General features: G+C 56.5%; 19 protein-coding genes. 6 read left to right on the top strand and 13 right to left on the bottom strand.

Annotated features, from left to right (window positions below; translation table 11 throughout):
- Positions 1–19: 19 nt before the first annotated feature.
- The 6 genes from RZA33_RS01945 to RZA33_RS01920 form a co-directional block, all read right to left on the bottom strand.
- Positions 20–445 carry a GNAT family N-acetyltransferase gene (locus tag RZA33_RS01945; protein WP_317506159.1) on the bottom strand — a complete coding sequence of 142 codons (426 nt, stop codon included), beginning with the start codon at positions 443–445 and terminating at the stop codon, positions 20–22.
- 90 nt (positions 446–535) lie between these two features.
- Positions 536–1,903, bottom strand: coding sequence for an N-succinylarginine dihydrolase (gene astB / locus RZA33_RS01940; protein ID WP_317506158.1), 1,368 nt, complete (start codon positions 1,901–1,903; stop codon positions 536–538).
- Positions 1,900–3,372: a succinylglutamate-semialdehyde dehydrogenase gene (gene astD / locus RZA33_RS01935; RefSeq protein WP_317506157.1), complete on the bottom strand. Its 1,473-nt coding sequence runs from the start codon at positions 3,370–3,372 to the stop codon at positions 1,900–1,902. The genes astB and astD overlap by 4 nt, the downstream gene beginning before the upstream one ends.
- A gap of 22 nt (positions 3,373–3,394) precedes the next feature.
- Positions 3,395–4,426: an arginine N-succinyltransferase gene (astA, locus tag RZA33_RS01930; RefSeq protein WP_317506156.1), complete on the bottom strand. Its 1,032-nt coding sequence runs from the start codon at positions 4,424–4,426 to the stop codon at positions 3,395–3,397.
- Positions 4,426–5,490 (bottom strand): arginine N-succinyltransferase, encoded by a 1,065-nt coding sequence (locus tag RZA33_RS01925; RefSeq protein WP_317506155.1) that lies wholly within the window; start codon positions 5,488–5,490, stop codon positions 4,426–4,428. Before RZA33_RS01925 ends, astA begins: the two co-directional genes overlap by 1 nt.
- Before the next feature lie 46 nt (positions 5,491–5,536).
- The gene (locus RZA33_RS01920) at positions 5,537–6,754 is read right to left on the bottom strand and encodes an aspartate aminotransferase family protein (RefSeq protein WP_317506154.1); all 1,218 of its coding nucleotides are present in this window, start codon (positions 6,752–6,754) and stop codon (positions 5,537–5,539) included.
- A gap of 397 nt (positions 6,755–7,151) precedes the next feature.
- Here RZA33_RS01920 and RZA33_RS01915 point away from each other — a divergent pair, with 397 nt between their 5' ends.
- The 3 genes from RZA33_RS01915 to RZA33_RS01905 all read left to right on the top strand — a co-directional run bounded on the left by RZA33_RS01915 (position 7,152) and on the right by RZA33_RS01905 (position 9,602).
- Positions 7,152–8,192 (top strand): C45 family peptidase, encoded by a 1,041-nt coding sequence (locus RZA33_RS01915; protein WP_322976186.1) that lies wholly within the window; start codon positions 7,152–7,154, stop codon positions 8,190–8,192.
- Between the two features lie 149 nt (positions 8,193–8,341).
- Positions 8,342–8,662: an antibiotic biosynthesis monooxygenase family protein gene (locus RZA33_RS01910; protein ID WP_317506152.1), complete on the top strand. Its 321-nt coding sequence runs from the start codon at positions 8,342–8,344 to the stop codon at positions 8,660–8,662.
- 145 nt (positions 8,663–8,807) lie between these two features.
- A complete protein-coding gene (locus RZA33_RS01905) occupies positions 8,808–9,602 on the top strand; it encodes an SDR family oxidoreductase (protein ID WP_317506151.1) in 795 nt (264 codons plus the stop codon).
- Positions 9,603–9,623: 21 nt separating this feature from the next.
- On the opposite strand, the gene RZA33_RS01900 is transcribed toward RZA33_RS01905, so the two are convergent.
- The 3 genes from RZA33_RS01900 to fabV form a co-directional block, all read right to left on the bottom strand.
- Positions 9,624–10,601, bottom strand: a complete 978-nt coding sequence (locus RZA33_RS01900) for a GlxA family transcriptional regulator (protein ID WP_317506150.1) — start codon at positions 10,599–10,601, stop codon at positions 9,624–9,626.
- 168 nt (positions 10,602–10,769) lie between these two features.
- Positions 10,770–10,985 carry a hypothetical protein gene (locus RZA33_RS01895; RefSeq protein ID WP_317506149.1) on the bottom strand — a complete coding sequence of 72 codons (216 nt, stop codon included), beginning with the start codon at positions 10,983–10,985 and terminating at the stop codon, positions 10,770–10,772.
- A 33-nt stretch (positions 10,986–11,018) separates the two neighbouring features.
- Complete coding sequence (gene fabV / locus RZA33_RS01890) at positions 11,019–12,230, bottom strand: enoyl-ACP reductase FabV (protein WP_317506148.1); 1,212 nt, start codon at positions 12,228–12,230, stop codon at positions 11,019–11,021.
- Between the two features lie 206 nt (positions 12,231–12,436).
- Here fabV and RZA33_RS01885 point away from each other — a divergent pair, with 206 nt between their 5' ends.
- Entirely contained in the window at positions 12,437–12,823 is a 387-nt protein-coding gene (locus RZA33_RS01885) for a hypothetical protein (protein WP_317506147.1), read from the top strand.
- 9 nt (positions 12,824–12,832) lie between these two features.
- Here RZA33_RS01885 and RZA33_RS01880 read toward each other — a convergent pair whose 3' ends face one another.
- Together RZA33_RS01880 and RZA33_RS01875 are read right to left on the bottom strand one after the other, a co-directional pair.
- Positions 12,833–13,324: a glutathione peroxidase gene (locus RZA33_RS01880; RefSeq protein WP_317506146.1), complete on the bottom strand. Its 492-nt coding sequence runs from the start codon at positions 13,322–13,324 to the stop codon at positions 12,833–12,835.
- Positions 13,325–13,381: 57 nt separating this feature from the next.
- Complete coding sequence (locus tag RZA33_RS01875) at positions 13,382–13,999, bottom strand: LysE family translocator (protein ID WP_317506145.1); 618 nt, start codon at positions 13,997–13,999, stop codon at positions 13,382–13,384.
- Positions 14,000–14,243: 244 nt separating this feature from the next.
- On the opposite strand from RZA33_RS01875, the gene RZA33_RS01870 reads away from it, so the two are divergent.
- Both RZA33_RS01870 and RZA33_RS01865 read left to right on the top strand, forming a co-directional pair.
- Positions 14,244–14,978: a YebC/PmpR family DNA-binding transcriptional regulator gene (locus RZA33_RS01870; protein ID WP_317506144.1), complete on the top strand. Its 735-nt coding sequence runs from the start codon at positions 14,244–14,246 to the stop codon at positions 14,976–14,978.
- Between the two features lie 215 nt (positions 14,979–15,193).
- Positions 15,194–15,460 carry a hypothetical protein gene (locus RZA33_RS01865; protein WP_317506143.1) on the top strand — a complete coding sequence of 89 codons (267 nt, stop codon included), beginning with the start codon at positions 15,194–15,196 and terminating at the stop codon, positions 15,458–15,460.
- A gap of 83 nt (positions 15,461–15,543) precedes the next feature.
- On the opposite strand, the gene RZA33_RS01860 is transcribed toward RZA33_RS01865, so the two are convergent.
- Together RZA33_RS01860 and RZA33_RS01855 are read right to left on the bottom strand one after the other, a co-directional pair.
- A complete protein-coding gene (locus tag RZA33_RS01860) occupies positions 15,544–16,551 on the bottom strand; it encodes an NAD(P)-dependent alcohol dehydrogenase (protein ID WP_317506142.1) in 1,008 nt (335 codons plus the stop codon).
- A 27-nt stretch (positions 16,552–16,578) separates the two neighbouring features.
- Positions 16,579–18,492 carry an ABC transporter ATP-binding protein gene (locus RZA33_RS01855; protein WP_317506141.1) on the bottom strand — a complete coding sequence of 638 codons (1,914 nt, stop codon included), beginning with the start codon at positions 18,490–18,492 and terminating at the stop codon, positions 16,579–16,581.
- Positions 18,493–18,564: the final 72 nt, after the last annotated feature.

Here is an 18,564-nt window from a genome sequence, read left to right as displayed (position 1 = left end):
AGCCAGGTTACTTCTATCGCTAAACAATGCGCCGTTCCATGTAGTGCGTATTACTTTCCGTTTTGCGCACGCTAAACCCCATACGCTCATAGAGGGCTATGGCGGGATTAATACAAAACACACGCAGCCGAAGTAAGCGGATACCCGACTGTTGAGCGATTTCCTCAGTGAAGCGAATGGCCGTTGTGCCTAAGCCGTGACGTTGCCACTTCTGATCAATTTGTAGCTCTCGGATATAGTAAGCGGCTTCATCGTGGTTTATACATAGCAGCCCCGCTCGTGAAGCATTTATGACTAACTCGTAGCTGTCTAACTCGCCCCACTGTTTATCAAACAGGGCGGTGTCCCAGCGCATACCCAGCTGCTTGTAGTAAGCACCCATATTTTGGCGAATTAACTTTTCCGCAAACGCTTTGTCATCAGTCGACCGAATAATGGGCTTCATCTATCTATTCCTGACAACATGGCCACCCGTTTTTAAATGCAAAAAGCCAAGGGATTGCCTTGGCTTGTTGTCTTTAGCTTAACGTAATCCCTACCCCAACTGAAACGGATAAACCGGCCCGACCTTTAACAATCGGGTTAGCTCATCCAGTGCAGCAAGCGACTCTTCCGCCAGCTGTGGATCGGCCAAATCATCCGGGGCGAGGCGGTCGCGGTAGTGGCGATTCACCCAGGCGGTTAGGTCATCATAAAGTGCATCGGTGAGCAGTACGCGGCCCGTGAGCGCTTCACGCTCGGCGTCCGTTAACACCACGCGCAGGCGCAGGCAGGCGGGGCCACCGCCGTTGCGCATACTTTGTTTGACGTCTTTGACGACCACTTCACTGATCGGGTTATTGCCCGCTAGCAGATAATCCTGAATAGTGCGCCATACCGCCTCGCGCTCCTGGCATTCGCCAGGCACTACCAGCGTCATGGTGCCGTCCGGGTTAGAGAGCAGCTGCGAATTAAATAGATACGAGGCTACCGCATCCTCCATGCTGACCGCTTCCAAGGGCACGCGCACGGGAATCAGCGGGATGGCCATTTTGGCGCGCAGTTCATCAAGCGTGCCCTCTTCATCCAGAAACGCCATTTCGTGGTAGAGCAGTACAGGGCCGTTGCCGACTGCAATGACGTCATTATGGAAGACGCCCGCGTCAATGGCGTCCGGGTGCTGCTGGGCGAACACCGTTTGCGCTTCCGTCAGCCCGTGCTGGCGGGCCACCGCCTGGCTGGCTTCCAGGGTTTGCCGGGCGGGGTAGCGCTTTGGTTCGCGCTGGGCGCTACGCACGTCACCAAACGTCTGGCGGCCATATACAAACAGGTGGACGCCGGGTTCGCCGTACTCACCGCACAAACGGGTGTGATTGGCTGCACCTTCATCGGAAAAGGCTGGAGTAGCGGGCAGCACCGGGTGGTGGGCGAAGTGCTGTTCGTCGCGGAAAATCGCTTGCAGCACACGCCCTGTGGTTTGCGGCTCCAGGTAGCGGTGAAAGCTGGACTGTAGATTGGCTGGTGTGAAATGCACCCGGCTATCGGGTGCATCCACGCTGGGAGTAATAGTGCCCGCGTTAGCCGTCCACATACTGGAGGCCGAGCATACCGCTCGCAGCAACTGCGGGGCTTCAAGAGCGGCGCGGGCCAGCACTTCACTGTTGCTGCCGCTAAAACCTAAATCGCGCAGTGCGCCAATATCGGGGCGCTGTTGGGGAGGCAGCACGCCCTGGGCATAGCCCGCGTCCATCAGCGACTTCATCTTTAAAAGCCCCTGCAGCGCGCCCTCTTTGGGGTTGGACACCAAGCCGCCATGGCTCATGGAAGCCACGTTACCCACGGCCAACCCAGAGTAGTTGTGGGTTGGGCCGACCAGACCGTCAAAATTGACTTCCCTGACGCTACTGATATCGGCGGCACTCACAAGCTAACTCCTGGCGGCAAAGTCTCGGGCATCTCGAGGCTGTTAGCTTCCATAGAGGCCACCGGGTAGGAGCAGTAGTCTGCCGCGTAAAATGCGCTGGGACGGTGGTTGCCGCTGTCACCCACGCCGCCAAAAGGTGCATCGCCGGATGCGCCGGTGGTTTGGCGGTTCCAGTTGACGATGCCCGCTCGAATACGCAGCAGGAAGTCGTCCCAATCGGCTCGATCGCCGCCAATTAAACCGGCGGAGAGCCCGTAGCGGGTGTTATTGGCAAGCGCTAGCGCTTCATCCCAATCGCGATAGCGGTGGATTTTCAGCAGCGGGCCGAAGTGCTCCTCGTCAGGCACGTCAAGGCCGGTCACGTCGATCAATGCAGGGCTTAACAGGCTGGTGTTGTCTTGCAGGCGCTGCATACGGTTGATCACCGTACCGCCCATGGTTTCCAGCTCCTCTTGGGCCTTGAGCAGGCCATCCGCCGCCGCCACGCTGACCAAACCGCCATAGAATGGCGCAGGGTTTTCTTCGAACTGTCCCGCCACATGCAACTTGGTGATCGCCTCAGAAAGCGCATCGATCAAGCGATCGCCTACTGCGCCCTCCGGCACCATTAAACGCCGCGCGCAGGTGCAGCGCTGGCCGCCGGAGAGATACGCCGACTGCAGAATGGTCAATACCGCGGCGCGCTCGTCGTCGGCATCTTTCACTACCAGGGGGTTATTGCCGCCTAGTTCCAGCGCCAGAATTTTATCCAGCTGCCCAGCAAACTGCTGGTGCAGCATGCCACCCACTTTGGCGCTACCGGTAAACAGCAGGCCATCAATATCCGGGTTTCCTGCCAGCGCCTGGCCTACCGGCACACCGCCCTGAACCAGATTGATTACCCCGGCGGGCAGCCCGGCTTCCAGCCAGCACTGTAGGGTCAAATCCGCGGTAAGCGGCGTTTGGTCGCTGGGTTTGAAAACCACACAGTTACCCGCCAACAGCGCAGGCACTATATGGCCGTTGGGCAGGTGGCCAGGGAAGTTGTAAGGGCCAAACACCGCCATCACACCATGTGGACGATGGCGCAACACGGCGTTTGCACTGCCCACGACTTTTTCTCGTTCACCGGTGCGCTCGTTATACGCCTTAACCGACAGCGCCACCTTACCGACCATGGCTACCGCTTCGGTGCGCGCCTCCCAGAGCGGCTTGCCGGTTTCGGAAGCAATCGCCACGGCCATGTCTTCACCGCGTGCTTTCAGCACCTCGGCAAAACGCTCGACAAGCGCCTGGCGCTCGGCAAAAGGGGTGCGTGCCCAGCCGGGGAAGGCGCCGCGAGCCGCCTTTACAGCGGCTGCGACCTGCTTAGTGCTGGCCGTCGCTGCTTGCCATAACGGCTGACCGGAAACGGGGTCGTGCTTGCTTAACGGCTCTGCGTCGCCTACGACCCAGGCGCCATTTATCAGTTGCTGCTGTTGGGCGTGCATAAAACTCTCCTGTAAGCGTCGCCTAGGTCTCGAGTAGTCGTAGGGTGTCGCCGGTGCCAACGCCTAAGCGCTTCGCTTCTTGTTCGCTAAGCACGATGGTGTTGTCTTCGGTAGGCGCGCGCCCTACCCAGCTGGCGGTAAAGCTGAGCATGTTGGAGGTCGCAGCCAGCCAGCGGCTGACGCTCTCTTCGCTGGCAGCGGCAGATACTTCCACCTGACAGATGCGTGAGTTACGTATGGCGCGCACGTCATCAATGTACGCCTCCACCGTCGGGCCACCGTCGAAAATATCGATATAGCCTTCCCACCGCAGCCCTTCTTTCTTGAGCATTTCCAGCGCCGGACGGGTGTGGCGATGCACCTGACCAATACAGGCCCGCGCCTCTTCGGCCATAAAGGTGGTGTAAATGGGGAACTTGGGCATCAGCTCGCCGATAAAGCTCTTCTGCCCCAAGCCGGTCAAGCGGTCAGCTTCATTGAAATCCATGGGAAAGAAATGCTTACCCAGGCTCTCCCAGAAAGGGCTGGTGTTGTTCTCGTCAAATACGCCGCGCATTTCCGCCAACACTTTGTTGGGGAAGCGGTCGCGGAACTGGGCAATAAACAGCCAGCGCGCTTTGGAGAGCAGCGCGCCGTTGCGCAAATGCTTGTTGGCTTCACCACGATACTCAGGGCGTAAAAACAGCGAACAGACTTCGGCGTCGCCGGTGTGGTCGGAGCTTAAAAACAGCGTATCGATGGTGCGGTGCAGGTCAAGCTGAACCGAGGAATGTGCCAACGTGCCCAGCCGGTAGTTGTAGAACGGCACTTCACGGCCAACCTGGCCCTCAATGGCGCAGCAGCCGGCCAATTCGCCACTGTCTTCATCTTCCAATACAAAGAAGTAGAGTCGGTCGTCCACCGGGGTGCGCTCTTCAAAGGCACTGGCAGCCGCTTCAATTTTACCGGCTAGAAACTCGCGGTTATCCGGCAGCGAGGTAAAACCAACGCCCGCCTGCTGCGCAAGCGCCTGAAGCCCATCCAAATCATCACGGGCAATGGGTCGAATGCGCATTACATTTCTCCTTCATCAAGCGCGTCTACCACGCTCGGCAGGGTTAACGGCGCGACCAATACCGCTCGCCCCTCCGTGACGCCCAACCGCTCGGCGTGCTCCGCTGAGAGCATCAACTGGCCTGTGGGCGACAGCGCATAGCGCGCGACGATACAGCGGAACTCACCCAACTTTTGATTGGCAATCAGTGCAGGTTCGGCATCCGGCAAGACGTGCTCAGGGCGGATACGTACCGGGTGCCAGGCGGCGCTACGGAAGGTTTCCAGCCGCTCGCGCTCAGCTTTGACAATCGGCCCGGCGTCGAAAATATCCACATGGCGCGAGCGTACAAAGCCCTCTGCCAGCATCTCTTCCAGCGCCTCTTCATGGGCGGGGTGTTCCCGGCCGATTGCCGCCCGCGCCTGAGGCGTTAGCAACGGCAAATAAAGTGGAAACTGGGGCATTACTTCGGCGATAAAGCTTTTCGAGCGCACCCCGGCAATGTGGTTAATATCCTGGAAGCTGCGGGCGAAAAAGTGCCGCCCTACGCTCTCCCAGAACGGCGATTCACTGCGCGTATCCAAATAGCCGGGAAACGCCACCGCTAAGATACGCGAAAAGCGCTCGGGGTATTGGGCGATAAACATCAGCCTCGCCCGGCGTAAAAGACTCTCCGCGCTGGTGCCTTTATAGCGAGGATTAAGCGAAAAAGCGCACAGCAGAGTAGCGTCCGACACTTCATGAGAAAGCGCTAGCGTCTGCACTTCACGGCGAACATTGAGCTGCTGTGAAGCGTGAATCAGCGTTTCCTGGCGGTAGGTGTAGTAAGCCTCATTAGCGCCTGCCTGGGCACGAATAGTAGCCGTACCGAGCACTTCCTCGCGTGTATCGTCCGCCAGCACAAACGTATAGTGCTCATCTTCTGGAAACTCGACGTCACCATTAAAGGCGTCTTGAGAGCGCGCTATGCGCTCCTGAAGCCGCTCACGGTTAGCAGGTAAATTAGTAAGCTTAGGTACTGCATGCTCGGCTAATTGCTCAAGCGCCGTGAGATCAGACGCTTTAACGGGTCGAACTACCAGCATCCTCAATGCCCCCTCTTCAGTTAACACGACTGACGCAGCCTGTTGCTCACTCATCCTGCGCAACTAACCGCTCAATCGCGCGCTCTAAGCGGGCCATACCCTCGGCGATATCCGCTTCAGGAATGACCAGAGAAGGCGCCATGCGCAGTACGTTCGGCCCAGCGATCAGCGCCATCAAACCCTCTTCAATCGCCAACGGCAGAATATCTTTGGCGCGGCCTTCATAGGCATCCGACATTTGAGCGCCTATTAATAAGCCCATACCGCGAATCTCTTTGAACACGCCGTGCTTACGGTTGATGGTTTCTAAGTGCTCGCGGAACAGGTCGTGGCGATGCTTAACGCCTGCAAGCACCTCGGGCGTATCGATAAATGCCACCGCCGCCAGCGCAACGGCAGATGCCAGCGCATTACCACCGTAAGTAGAACCGTGAGTGCCAATCGCCAATGATTTAGCCACGTCATCGGTAGCCAGCATGGCGCCAATAGGAAAGCCGCCGCCCAGGGATTTGGCGCTGGTGAGGATATCCGGGGTTATCCCATAGTTCTTATAAGCGTAGAGCTCGCCACTGCGGCCAACGCCCGTTTGCACTTCGTCGAAAATCAGTAGGGCGTTGTGTTCATCACAGAGGTCGCGCAGCCCTTGGAGGAATGCCTGCGTTCCGGGCACGATGCCGCCCTCGCCCTGCATGGGTTCAACCATAATCGCGCAGGTGTCGTCACCCACCAGCTCGCGAACGCTCTCCAGGTCATTATAGTTAGCGTGCAGAATACCGCCTGGGACTGGCCCAAAGCCCTGGGAGTACTTGGGCTGGCCGCCCACGCTGACAGTAAAAAAGGTGCGTCCATGGAAGGATTGATAAAACGAGATGATTTTATCTTTTTGCTCACCGTGATTATCCACCGCCCAGCGGCGAGCAAGCTTAAGTGCGGCTTCGTTGGCTTCACCGCCTGAGGAGCATAAGAAAACCTTATCAGCGAAAGTGCGCTCAACCAGCGATTTAGCCAAGCTCAGCGCTGGCTCGTTGGTAAACACATTGGAAAGGTGCCAGAGCTTCTCGCCCTGCTCTTTGAGCGCATTGACCAGTACAGGATGGCAATGGCCTAGGGAGTTCACCGCAATACCGCCGGCGAAGTCGATATATTCACGCCCTTCTTGGTCCCACAAGCGGCTACCTTCACCGCGCACTGGAATGACCTGCTGCGGGGAATAGTTAGGCGTCATATAGTGATCGAAATCCTGACGGCTTGGGGTATGGCTCATGGCACGCTATCTCCAATGGAGGAAAGAAGTAACAACAGTATAAGCGGCCAACCCGGTTAACCGCTTTCAGCAATGGGACGGCAAATTATGAATAGCAGCATTTAACTGGAGTCCCGCCTTTTGTAACAGTCTATATCCGTCCTTGTGCACCTCACGGTATCAGTGACGTATTTAGACCTGCTTTTTATCGTTGGGGGGGACGCCTGATGCCCTTTGGTAGCTGTCAGCAGCGAGCTTGCCTCAAACGTTGAATAAGGCGCGGCATCCAGGCATCGGCGCGGGGTGCCGGTAATCAAGGGTGAGTCAATCCGTGAGCCTGCGTAGCCAAGCACCCACCTGCACTTCAACGCTGTTCGCGGTAGGCTTGAGTAAATCCCCTCCCCGAGGAGCACTCCGCATGCTCAACATAACCCACCTGCGTGGTAGCCGCCATGCCATTGGCGTGGCCCATGGCCAGTGCCACGCCGCACAGATTCAGAACAGCATTGAGGTCTATGACCGGCTGTTTCAAGCCTTTGTAGGCCTCGACTGGGCCGCAGCTCGGCAGGAGGCACGCCGCTTTATACCGGCTATCGAACGCGGCTTTCCGGCGATCCTGGATGAGATTGAGGGCATTGCCGAGGGCGCTGGCCTGCAGCGCGACGACATTCTCACCCTCAACTGCCGCAGCGAGATCTCGCTAACCCAAGCCAGCGGCGGCTGTTCCGCCTTCTCACTCTACCAGCAGGGTCGCCAGTGGCTGGCCCAGAACTGGGACTGGCGCCTCGACCAGCTCGACAACGTGGTGGTACTGCACATAGAGGGCGACGACGCCCCGCCGCTGGTCAGCGTCGGCGAGGCCGGGATGCTGGCCAAGATCGGCCTCAACGTCCACGGCCTCGGCGTGTGTCTCAACGCCATCCGCTCGCAGACCTGCGGCGACGGCCTGCCGATCCACGTCGCCCTGCGCAAGCTTCTCGAGAGCGACGGCTTCACCAGTGCCCAACGCATCGTCGAGGAGGACCGCGTCGCCTCGCCGGCGCACTTTCTAGTCGCCAGCGCTGCTGGCCAGGCCGCCGGCTTCGAGGTACAGCCCGGGCCACCGGGGGTACTCGAACCCAGCGGTGGGCGAGTGACCCACACCAATCACCTCTACGCCGCGGCCGCCACCGCCTGTATCGCTGATTTCCCCAAGCCCGACTCCCATGTGCGCCTGCGCCGCCTTGATGAGTTGCTCGACCCACCGCCAGAGGCCAGCGTCAGCGCGCTGTTCGACGTACTGAGCGACCACCACAATGCGCCCATGTCGATCTGCAAGCACACCGACGTCGACCTGCCCGAGGCTGAGCGCATGGAGACCGTGTTCGCGGTGGTGATGGTCCTGGACGAGCGCACCCTGCACCTGCGCCACGGCTACCCCTGCGAGGCCCGGCAAACGCTAAGAATCACGCTCGACTAACGGCGCGAGGACAGATGTGGCTCACCTCCAGCCAGGCACTCATGCGCCGCGGATCCTCGGCGTGCAACGTAGCGGCTGAATCAGGACGGTGGGCGGGATACACTGACCCAGGATCGAAAGTTTCAGCAGCAGCGACAGGGAGCAGCGCCATGAAATATATCTTTGAAGTGCATATCCGCGACGGCTACCGTGCCGAGGACTACGCCGACGCCTGGGTCCGCGCCAGCCAACTCATCCAGCAGGCGCCAGGGGCACGCGGCACCGAACTGCATCGTAAAATCGGCGACCCCAACACCCTGATCGCCATCGCCCACTGGGACAGCAAGGCCAGCCGCGACGCCATGGAAGCCCAGCCCAACCCGGAGATAAAGGAGATCATCCGCCGTGCGGCCCCCTGCTGCGAGATCCGCCTGATTGGCGAATTCGAGGAGCCTGAGTGGATGGTGATGCCGCCGAATGCCGAGTCGTAAACGGGTGTTGGGCTAGAGATATTGAAGACCTCCCCCTTGAAGAAGCCTAAAAGAGCACCATACTTATTAGCAAGCTATGCGGTTATCGCTGAGCTGCATTGCATAGTGATGAGCACCGACACTCAGGACGAGAGGAGACCATCGTATGCAGATTGATCTAAGCGGCAAACATGCCATTATCACGGGTTCTACAGCAGGTATTGGTTTTGCGATTGCCGAGGGGCTTGCCAAGGCGGGCGCTGACGTGGTCGTAACAGGACGTACCCAGGCGCGGGTGGACGAGGCCATCGCTGCGATTAAAAAAGTCACCCCCAACGCCAAGGTGGAAGGCGTGGCAACGGATCTCGGTACCGCTGAAGGCTGCCAAACGCTAATCGAACAGCAGCCCGGCACGGATATCCTGATCAATAACGTAGGCATCTTCGGCCCGCAGGATTTTTTCGACGTTGACGACGCCACGTGGCAGCAATTTTTCGACATTAATATTATGAGTGCGGTGCGGCTTTCCCGTCACTACGCCCAAGGCATGCGTGACCGCGATTGGGGCCGCATACAGTTTATTTCCAGCGAGTCAGGCATCAACATCCCCAGTGAAATGGTGCATTACGGCATGACAAAATCCGCGCTGCTGTCAGTATCGCGGGGCCTGGCCAAAGTACTCAGCGGCACTCAGGTCACCGTGAATGCCATTCTACCCGGGCCGACGCGCTCTGAAGGGGTGCTGAATATGATTGGCGAAATGGCTGAAAAAGAAGGCATTTCACAACAGGAGTTGGAAGCACGTTTTGTGAAAGAGAACCGCCCCTCTTCCATTATCCAACGCTTAGCAACGCCTGAAGAAGTCGCCAACATGAGTGTGTATGCCGCTTCGCCCCAGGCTAGCGCCACTTCTGGCGCAGCGCTACGCGTGGAAGGCGGCATTGTGGATACCTTAACCTAAGAACCCTCTAATCTTATATTCCTAACCCAGGCGCTCTTCTCTTGGCGTCATACCAAAATGGTGCCTGTAAGCAGTAGAAAAATGGGCACCTGAGGAAAACCCTGTGGCAAACGCAATATCGCCTACCGCTCGGTCGCTTTCCCGCAGCTGTTTGCGGGCTTCCTGTAAACGTAAATCGAGGTAGTAACGGCTGGGCACCGCCTGCAAATACTTCTTAAATAGCCGCTCTAGCTGACGACGGGAGATTCCCAAGTGTTCGGCCAGCTCCAAGGTCGAGAGCGGCTCCTCGATATTGGCCTCCATTAGCGTCACGGCATCCACCAGACTTTGCGGGGCATGCCCCAAACGGCTGCGCAGCGGCACGTGTTGGCGCTCATCGGCCAAGCGAATGCGGTCGCAGACAAACTGTTCTGATACCTGCTCCGCCAAACGGGCGCCGTGGTGCTGGCCGATCAGCGTTAGCATCATATCCATTCCCGCGGTACCGCCTGCGCAGGTCAGCCTATCGCGATCAATCTCGAACAGCTGCTGGGAAAGCGTGACTTGCGGGTACGCCTGGGCAAAGGCCTCGAAGCGTTGCCAGGGCAGCGTGGCACGGTAGCCCTCCAGCAGCCCACAGCGCGCCAGCACTTCGGTGCCGCCTGCTAGCCCGCCCAGCGCCACGCCGCGGCCTTGATGACCTCGCAGCCACTCGTTCAGCTTAGCGGGTAAAGCATAGGGCAGCGGGGTAGGCGCGCAGACCAGCAGCAAGTCGATTGGCCCAAGCGCGGTGCTTAGCTCGTGCTGAGCCAGCACCGATAGCTGTGCTCCACTGCGCACCGGCTGGTCATCCATACTCAGCGTAACCGTGTGATAAAGCATTTGCCCACTGAGCTGGTTAGCCATTTGCAACGGTTCTAGCGCGCTAGCATGGGCCAGCAGCGAAAACCCCGGCAGCAGCACAAAGGCTACCCGCCGACGGCTGACGTTAACTGACGGCACTAACAGACTGGGCTGCATGATAGGTCATTGCGCTGCATAAAGGATCGCCATCATCGGAGTGAAACGTCTATCTTACGCAATTACTTAGCTGAAGGCAGCGTTATGACCCGTACAGCAAAAAAGTGACGCAAGAATGCAAATTGCCGGGCTTTATGCCCGGCAATTGAAGGTAATACACCGTTTGCGTTAGCCGCCATTGCCACCGATACCCAGGATAAGCAGCCCAGCCAGAAGAATACTGACCGCGACAACCACTAACGGGATTACTTTATGCAGCCTGTTGGGTGGCTTTTGCGCCTCAGGCTGAAGGTGCGGCTGAGAAGCATCAAAGTCCTCAGGAACCCGCTCATCCAGCAAGTGCTGTTTCTCTTCTTCTCGGGTTTTACTCTCCCTGGTATCCATAAGTACCTCCTGGCTATTCGGTTGAATCACACCCTACAAATTGATGACATCAAATTTCACCTCAGGGTTCACATCGGCATCGTAATCGACATCATCACGCTCAAAGCCAAACAGCTTCAAGAATTCGTGCTTATAACCAGCATAGTCGGTAATTTCAAAAAGGTTATCGGTGGTTACTTCTGACCATAAATCCTGGCAGGCTTGCTGAACGTCATCACGCAACTCCCAGTCATCTAGGCGCAAGCGGCCAGCCTCATCGGTGGCAAACTCGCCGCGCCGCCCTTGGGCCGAGTAGAGCTGTTCGCTAAACAGGCGATTCAACTGATCAATCGTGCCTTCGTGCAGGCCCTGCTCTTTCATAATGCGATACACCATGGCGATATACAGCGGCATCACCGGAATTGCGGCGCTGGCCTGGGTGACTACCGATTTGAGTACCGCAACGTTGGCGCCACCGCCGCTGGCTTTCAGCTTGCTGTCGATAGCCGCTGCGGCGCGATCCAAGTCTTCCTTGGCCTTGCCGAGTGCACCATGCCAGTAAATAGGCCAAGTAATTTCCGTGCCGATATAGCTAAACGCCACGCTGCGCGCACCTTGTGCCAATACGCCCGCTTGGTCAAGCGCATCCATCCACAGCTCCCAGTCTTCACCACCCATCACGGTAATGGTGTCGTCGATTTCTTGCTGGGTGGCTGGTTCAACTTCCGCCTCGATAATGGCGTCTTTATTGGTATCGATAGCAGTGGCGCGATAGGTTTCGCCAATTGGCTTCAGGCTGGAACGCTTCACTTCGCCGCTATCAGGGAGCTTACGCACCGGCGACGCCAATGAGTAAACCACCAGATCAATCTCGCCCATGTCATGCTTAATGACTTCAATGGCTTTCTCACGCGCTTCGTGGGAGAACGCATCGCCGTTAATCGACTTGCTATACAAGCCTTCTTGCTTAGCAAACTTGTCAAAAGCCGCGCTGTTGTACCAACCGGCAGTGCCGGGTTTTTTATCGGTAGCTGGCTTTTCAAAGAACACGCCTAAGGTGTCGGCACCGTAGCCAAACGCGGCGGTAATCCGTGCTGCTAAGCCATAGCCACTGGAAGCCCCAATCACTAATACCTTTTTAGGGCCTTGGCTTTTATCCAAACCGCGCGCGCGGGTCGCTTCAATCTGTTCGCGGACGTTTTGCTCACAGCCGACAGGATGCGTAGTGGTACAAATAAAGCCGCGCACTTTGGGTTTAATAATCACAGTGAACCTCGTTATCAGATTAATGTCGCTATCGACACCTGTTTGCCATAGCAATGTCATGACTCAGTGGGGGTATTCTAGCTGTCTACACGCGCCCTGTCCGCTCTTGAGCGGTTAGTCCGTTTTAGCGATTGTCCGCCCTTGAGCTAGAGACGCTTTCACGTCACGATATAGCCACTATTAACCACTCCCCCAACGAGGCTCTCATGAATGCGCAGCAGCTAGTAGACGAACGCGGCGATCTTTGGCTAGCGTTAGCGCCGCTGTGGCTTGACCGTGAGCCCAGCGAACGCGATTACGCGGGCATGGTAGAGGTAGTGCAGCGCTACGATATGACGCTTAACGAGCTGGAGTGGATGTTTCGCTTAGAGCTGGCACCCGTAATGTCGCGTCATCAGTTATCAATCGCCAGCGAGTGGCGTCAATTTGACGACTATAAGTTGATGAAGCAGTTGGTCAATCACAACCTGCGCTTGAAGGGCTGGCGCCGCAAAAGCTGGGCGCTGTTTTCAGGCTTGACGACGATGATGGTACGCCACCGTTGGAACGAGCTAATGAATCGCGTAGTTGTCGCGCGAGGTGAACAGGTATAAATCACCACCTTACGGGTAAGCTTGATCTAACGCCTTTTCTAATGCCAAACGCAGCGGGCGCCCATGGTCCCGAGGCCCAAATCGAGCGACGACACGGCCATCACGTCCGATCAAAAATTTAGTAAAGTTCCATTTGATGGTTTTAGTCCCCAGAACACCTGGCGCCTGGTTTTTAAGCCACACAAAAAGCGGATGTGCGCCCCCACCGTTGACCTTTACTTTTTCCATTAGCGGAAACGTCACGCCAAACTGCGTCTCGCCGAAGGTACAAAACGCCTGGGCGCTCTCCGGTGATTGGCGGCCAAACTGATTGCACGGAAATCCAATCACGGTAAAACCGCGATCTCGATAGCGTTGATAAAGGGTTTCAAGCTCTTTTAGCTGTGGGGTAAAACCACACTGGCTAGCGACATTGACCACTAACAGCACTTGACCACGCAGCACCCGCAGATTGAAAGGCAGCCCTTGGTGGGTATAACAATCTTGATCGTAAATCATCACTAAGCCCCACAAAAAACCTTAAACGGTATACCTATCACCATGCCACGACTGAACTTTTTACACCAGCGGCCCGGCCACCACTCTTAGCGACAAAGCAATCAGCAGCACACCAGTGATGCGGTTAATCCAGTGGGCGCGCTGTTGCAGCCAGGGCAAAATGCGTGAGTGGGAAAGCAGCACAGCCACCAACACGTACCAACCACCATCAATAATCATCGCCGTTAGTACTATAATAGCTTTAGCCAGCGCACTCATGCCCGGCGTTACAAACTGACTTAGTAGGGCAACAAAAAATAGGATTAGCTTAGGGTTACCTAATGCAACGAGCACGCCCTCTTTGGCTGCTTGGCCCCGGTTAGTGATCATCACTTCCGGCTGTAAGGCACCCGCTTGACCTGCGCGCAGCGCTTTAATTCCTAGCCACGCTAAATAGGCGGCACCGCACCAAGTGATCAGTTGAAACAGTAGCGGAAAACCGGCAATTAACGCCCCCAACCCCCACACGGTCAATAGCGCGTAAAAACCCACGCCCAGGGCATGAAATATGGCTGCCGTTACACCGACAAAGCGACCACCCCCAAGTGTGTGGCGTAGCACCAGTGCCAAACTTGGCCCCGGCGACATAGCGCCCATGGCACAGATCGCGGCAAGCGATAGCCACAGTGTCAACGGCATGCGGTTTTCTCCTTGAAGGGTCAATATCACGATATGAGGTGTAGCCACCAGTATACGCTAAGCCAAGCAACACTTCGGCTAGCGGCTTAAATAACGCTGTTAGCATGGTACGCTGTTGGGTAAAATTTACACTTTTCGCTCTACGCGACTTTTCACTTTTTTCTCTCTTTTGAAAACACCCGCCTCGCTGCTCAACATGCGGGGCATATAGAAAACATAAGTCTAGAAAACATAGGACGGCAACATGGGCAGGGCTTTTCAGAACCGTAAGGAATCCATGGCCAAAACGGCCGATGCAAAGACCAAGGTCTATAGCAAATATGGGCGCGAAATTTACGTTTGCGCTAAAGCGGGCGGTACCGACCCTAATGGCAACCTGGCGCTGCGTGGTTTAATGGAGCGGGCCAAAAAAGACCAGGTGCCCTCTCACGTTATTGATAAAGCACTCGATAAAGCCAGCGGCGCTGGCGGCGAAGATTTCTCCACCGCGCGTTACGAAGGTTTTGGCCCCGGCAATGTGATGGTGATTGTCGACTGCCTTACCGACAACCCCAACCGCACCTTTGGCGATGTGCGCGGTTGCTTCACCAAAACCAAAAGCAAAATAGGCACTCCTGGCAGCGTCAGTCACATGTTTGACCACTGCGCTATCTTCTCCTTCGCTGGCAGTGACGAAGAGGCCGTGCTTGAAGCGCTGATGGAAGCCGATGTCGATGTCACCGACATTGAGCAAGAGGGTGAACGCATCACCGTTTTCGCCCCGCATACCGACTACGCCAAAGCCAAGCAGGCGCTACTGGACGCGTTCGGTGAGATTGACTTTGAAGCGGATGAGATTCAATTTCTGCCGCAAACCACCACGCCGCTGGAAGGCGACGATGTGGCAATGTTTGAAAAGTTTCTGGACATGCTAAACGAGCTGGATGATGTACAAAACGTCTATCACAGCGGTGAATTACCCGAAGAGAGTGATAGCTAACCACTACCTCTTGAGTAAGCTGACCCCACCGCGTTGCGGGTATCCAAAGCCGCATCCGGTGGCCGCTTTGCTGACTGCCCCCGTGGCACTCACTATCGTCTTATCTTGCAAGCGAACTTATGGTCTAAAATAAAGTCTTTACAGGCAATAGTTAGCGCACTTAACGGACTATTTTTTATTGCGAAAGCAATAGTAAAAGCTAAAAGGAGAAAGCGATGAGTGTCGTTCACGTCAGCGAAGCAGAACTGCATGCCAAGCTAGAAAAATGTATTGCTGGGGAGCGCTTATTGATTGAACACGAAGGTAACCGCTTTAGCGCCAGGATTCAGCATGTCGGGCTGGTAGGCGTAAAAGTAATTCCTGAAACCGAGATAAAAAACAGTCAAAAAACGCCAGGGGAGGTAGAAGGCATCACGGTGCCCTACGATGAAATACTAGAGCTTGAAGTAAAAGGTGTGGTCTACAGCCGCTTACCAGATTAACCTGCACTTGCACGCCCGGCAAAAGCGCAAGGCGTGCAAACTGCTTACCTATGGCTTACTTACTTGAAAGTAAGCCAAATGATTTAAAACGTCAGGCAGATCTTGCCGAAGTGCTGGCCCGATTCCTGATGGCGGAAAGCGTCGGCGATCTCGGCAAGCGGAAATTCACGATCAATCACCGGGTGCATATCCAGCGTTTCAAGGGCGCGGATCATCTCGATCTGCTGGCGGCGGCTGCCCACAATCAAACCTTTTAGATTGGCCTGTTTGGCCATTAGCTTAGCTGTGGGTATTTCGCCTTCGCGACCGGTGAGGATACCAATCAAAGCAATATGCCCACCGATTTTTATCGCATCAATGGACTGTGGCAGGGTACCAGAACCGCCCACCTCAACCACATGATCAACGCCTTCCCCGTTGGTGAGCTCTTTCACGCGCTTACCCCAATCAGGCGTCTCTTTATAGTTGATGGTGTGCTCGGCGCCCATCTCACGTAGCCGCGCCAGCTTTTCGTTAGACGATGACGTCGCGATCACCCGAGCGCCCATCAAGCGAGCAAACTGCAAAGCGAAAATTGATACCCCGCCAGTGCCTAGCACCAGCACGGTTTCGCCCGCTTTAAGGCCGCCATCAACCACTAGCGCCCGCCAAGCCGTTAAACCCGCTGTGGTTAAAGTAGCGGACTCCGCGTGGCTGTAACCCCTGGGCTGATGGGTAAACCACTCAGCTGGGCGGACAACCTGCTCGCGAGCATAGCCGTCCACACCATCGCCCGGCGTAGTGCGAAAATCGCCCACTCTGGCTGGGCCTTCCAGCCAATGCGGGAAGAAGGTGGACACCACGTGATCGCCCACCGCAAATTCGCTAACGCCTTCACCGACCGCTTCGACAACGCCCGCGCCATCGGACATGGGAATGCGGTTCTCTTCGGTAGGAATCATCCCCGCTACCACCGCATAATCGTGGAAATTCAACGAGCTGGCATGTAGACGTACTTGAATTTCGCCAGCGCCAGGCGCAGCGGGCGCCTCCGCCTGTTGGACCTGGAGATTGTCTAGCCCGCCGGGCTGCTGCAGTGTAATGACTTGCATTGTCTGTCTCCCTAAAAGCATCGGCTTCTATTGAATTGAGGTGTCCGGCACGTTAGCAGACTTATCACTTTCCGGCACGTCTAAACCCAAGAAACCGCCGGATTGTCGTTGCCATAGGCTGGCATAGATACCGTTCTGCGCCAGGAGTTCCTGATGCGTACCGGTTTCCACAATGTGCCCTTCGTCAACTACAATCAGCCGGTCAAGCATGGCAATCGTGGACAGGCGATGGGCAATCGCAATCACCGTTTTGCCTTCCATCAGCGTATCTAGCTGCTCCTGAATGGCGGCCTCCACTTCAGAATCCAACGCCGAAGTCGCCTCATCCAAGACCAAAATGGGCGCATTCTTGAGTAGCACCCGTGCAATCGCAATACGCTGACGCTGGCCACCGGATAGCTTAACGCCCCGCTCGCCCACATGAGCATCCAGCCCGCGGCGCCCTTTCGGGTCAACCAGCTCATCGATAAAGGTATCGGCATGGGCGCGGCGCACCGCGTTCCAAACATCTTCTTCGCTGGCATGCGGGCTACCATAGCGAATATTGTCGCGCAGCGAGCGGTGCAGCAACGAGGTGTCCTGGGTCACCATGCCAATCTGGTGGCGCAGAGAGGTCTGGGTAACCTCAGCAACGTTCTGCCCATCGATCAAAATGCGCCCGCCCTGTACATCGTAAAAACGCAGCAGCAGGTTAGCAAGCGTCGATTTACCCGCGCCCGAGCGCCCAATCAGGCCGATTTTCTCGCCCGGCGCAATGGTAAGGTTAAAACCGTCAAACACGGTTTTGTTTTCGCCCTTGGCCTGCTCGTAGCCAAAGCGCATCGCGTCAAAACGAATCTCCCCTTGGGGCACGCTCAATGGTGGCGCATCAGGCGCATCGCGCACGGCGGGTTCTTGGGCGATGGTGTTCATGCCGTCTTGCACCGTGCCGATGTTCTCAAACAGCCCGGCCACTTCCCACAAAATCCAGTCAGACATAAAGCGGATGCGCATCACCAGCGCGATGGCAATCGCTAAAACACCCAGGGAAATCGCCTCTGTATACCAAGCGCTGATCGCCATGGCCGCCGTACCCACCAACAGTGCGGTGTTGAGTAGCGTCAGGCCCACACTCATAATAGTCACCAAACGCATCTGGCGGTGCACGGTGTCCATAAAGCCTTCCATGGCATCTTTGGCGTAGCGCTGCTCGCGCACTGTGTCGGCAAACAATTTGATGGTTTGGATATTGCTGTAGCTGTCCACCACGCGGCCGGTCATTTGCGCGCGAGCGTCCGCCTGAGCCATAGAGACATCGCGCAGGCGCGGTACGAAGTAACGCATAATCCCCAGGTAGCCCACCAGCCACAATCCCAGCGGAATCAGCAGCAATAAATCCGCCCGGCCCAGCAAATAGGCCGCGCCGGTGAAATAGACAATGGCGTAGACCAGCAGATCCATGACCTTGGTGACGGTTTCACGAATCGCCAGCGCCGTTTGCATGACTTTCTGCGACACCCGCCCCGCAAATTCATCCTGATAGAACGCGAGGCTTTGACTCAGCATATGGCGGTGGGACAGCCAGCGCCCGATCATCGGGTAGTTACCGAAAATACTCTGATGGGTGACCAGCGACTGCAGCAGCACCAGAAGCGGCAAACCGATCAGTAGTAACACCCCCAGGCCTGAGAGCCATAAGCCGTTTTCAGCCCAAAAATCAGCCCGCTCAACGTTGCCTAGCCAATCGACTAGCTGTCCCATATAGCTGAAGAAAACCACTTCTGCTGCCGATACCAGCGCAGTGAACAGCGTCATTAGCAGTAACAGCGGCAGCATCGGACGAGAAAAGTGGACGATAAACGGCATCAAGCCTTTAGGCGGCGTTTCAACGTTGCCTTCAGGATAGGGATCAACCCGCGTTTCGAAGTAACGAAATAGCGGCTGTAAAACGCGCGACAGCATATATTTTCCTTGTGAAGAACGCGGGTAACATTACCTACAGCGACGATACCCTGACCGGGAAGCGGAAAAGAT

This window comes from Halovibrio sp. HP20-59, from assembly GCF_033052795.2.
Taxonomy (GTDB): domain Bacteria; phylum Pseudomonadota; class Gammaproteobacteria; order Pseudomonadales; family Halomonadaceae; genus Vreelandella.
The sequence above is the reverse complement of the archived record's forward strand: the minus strand, read 5'-3'. Positions and strand labels throughout refer to the sequence as shown.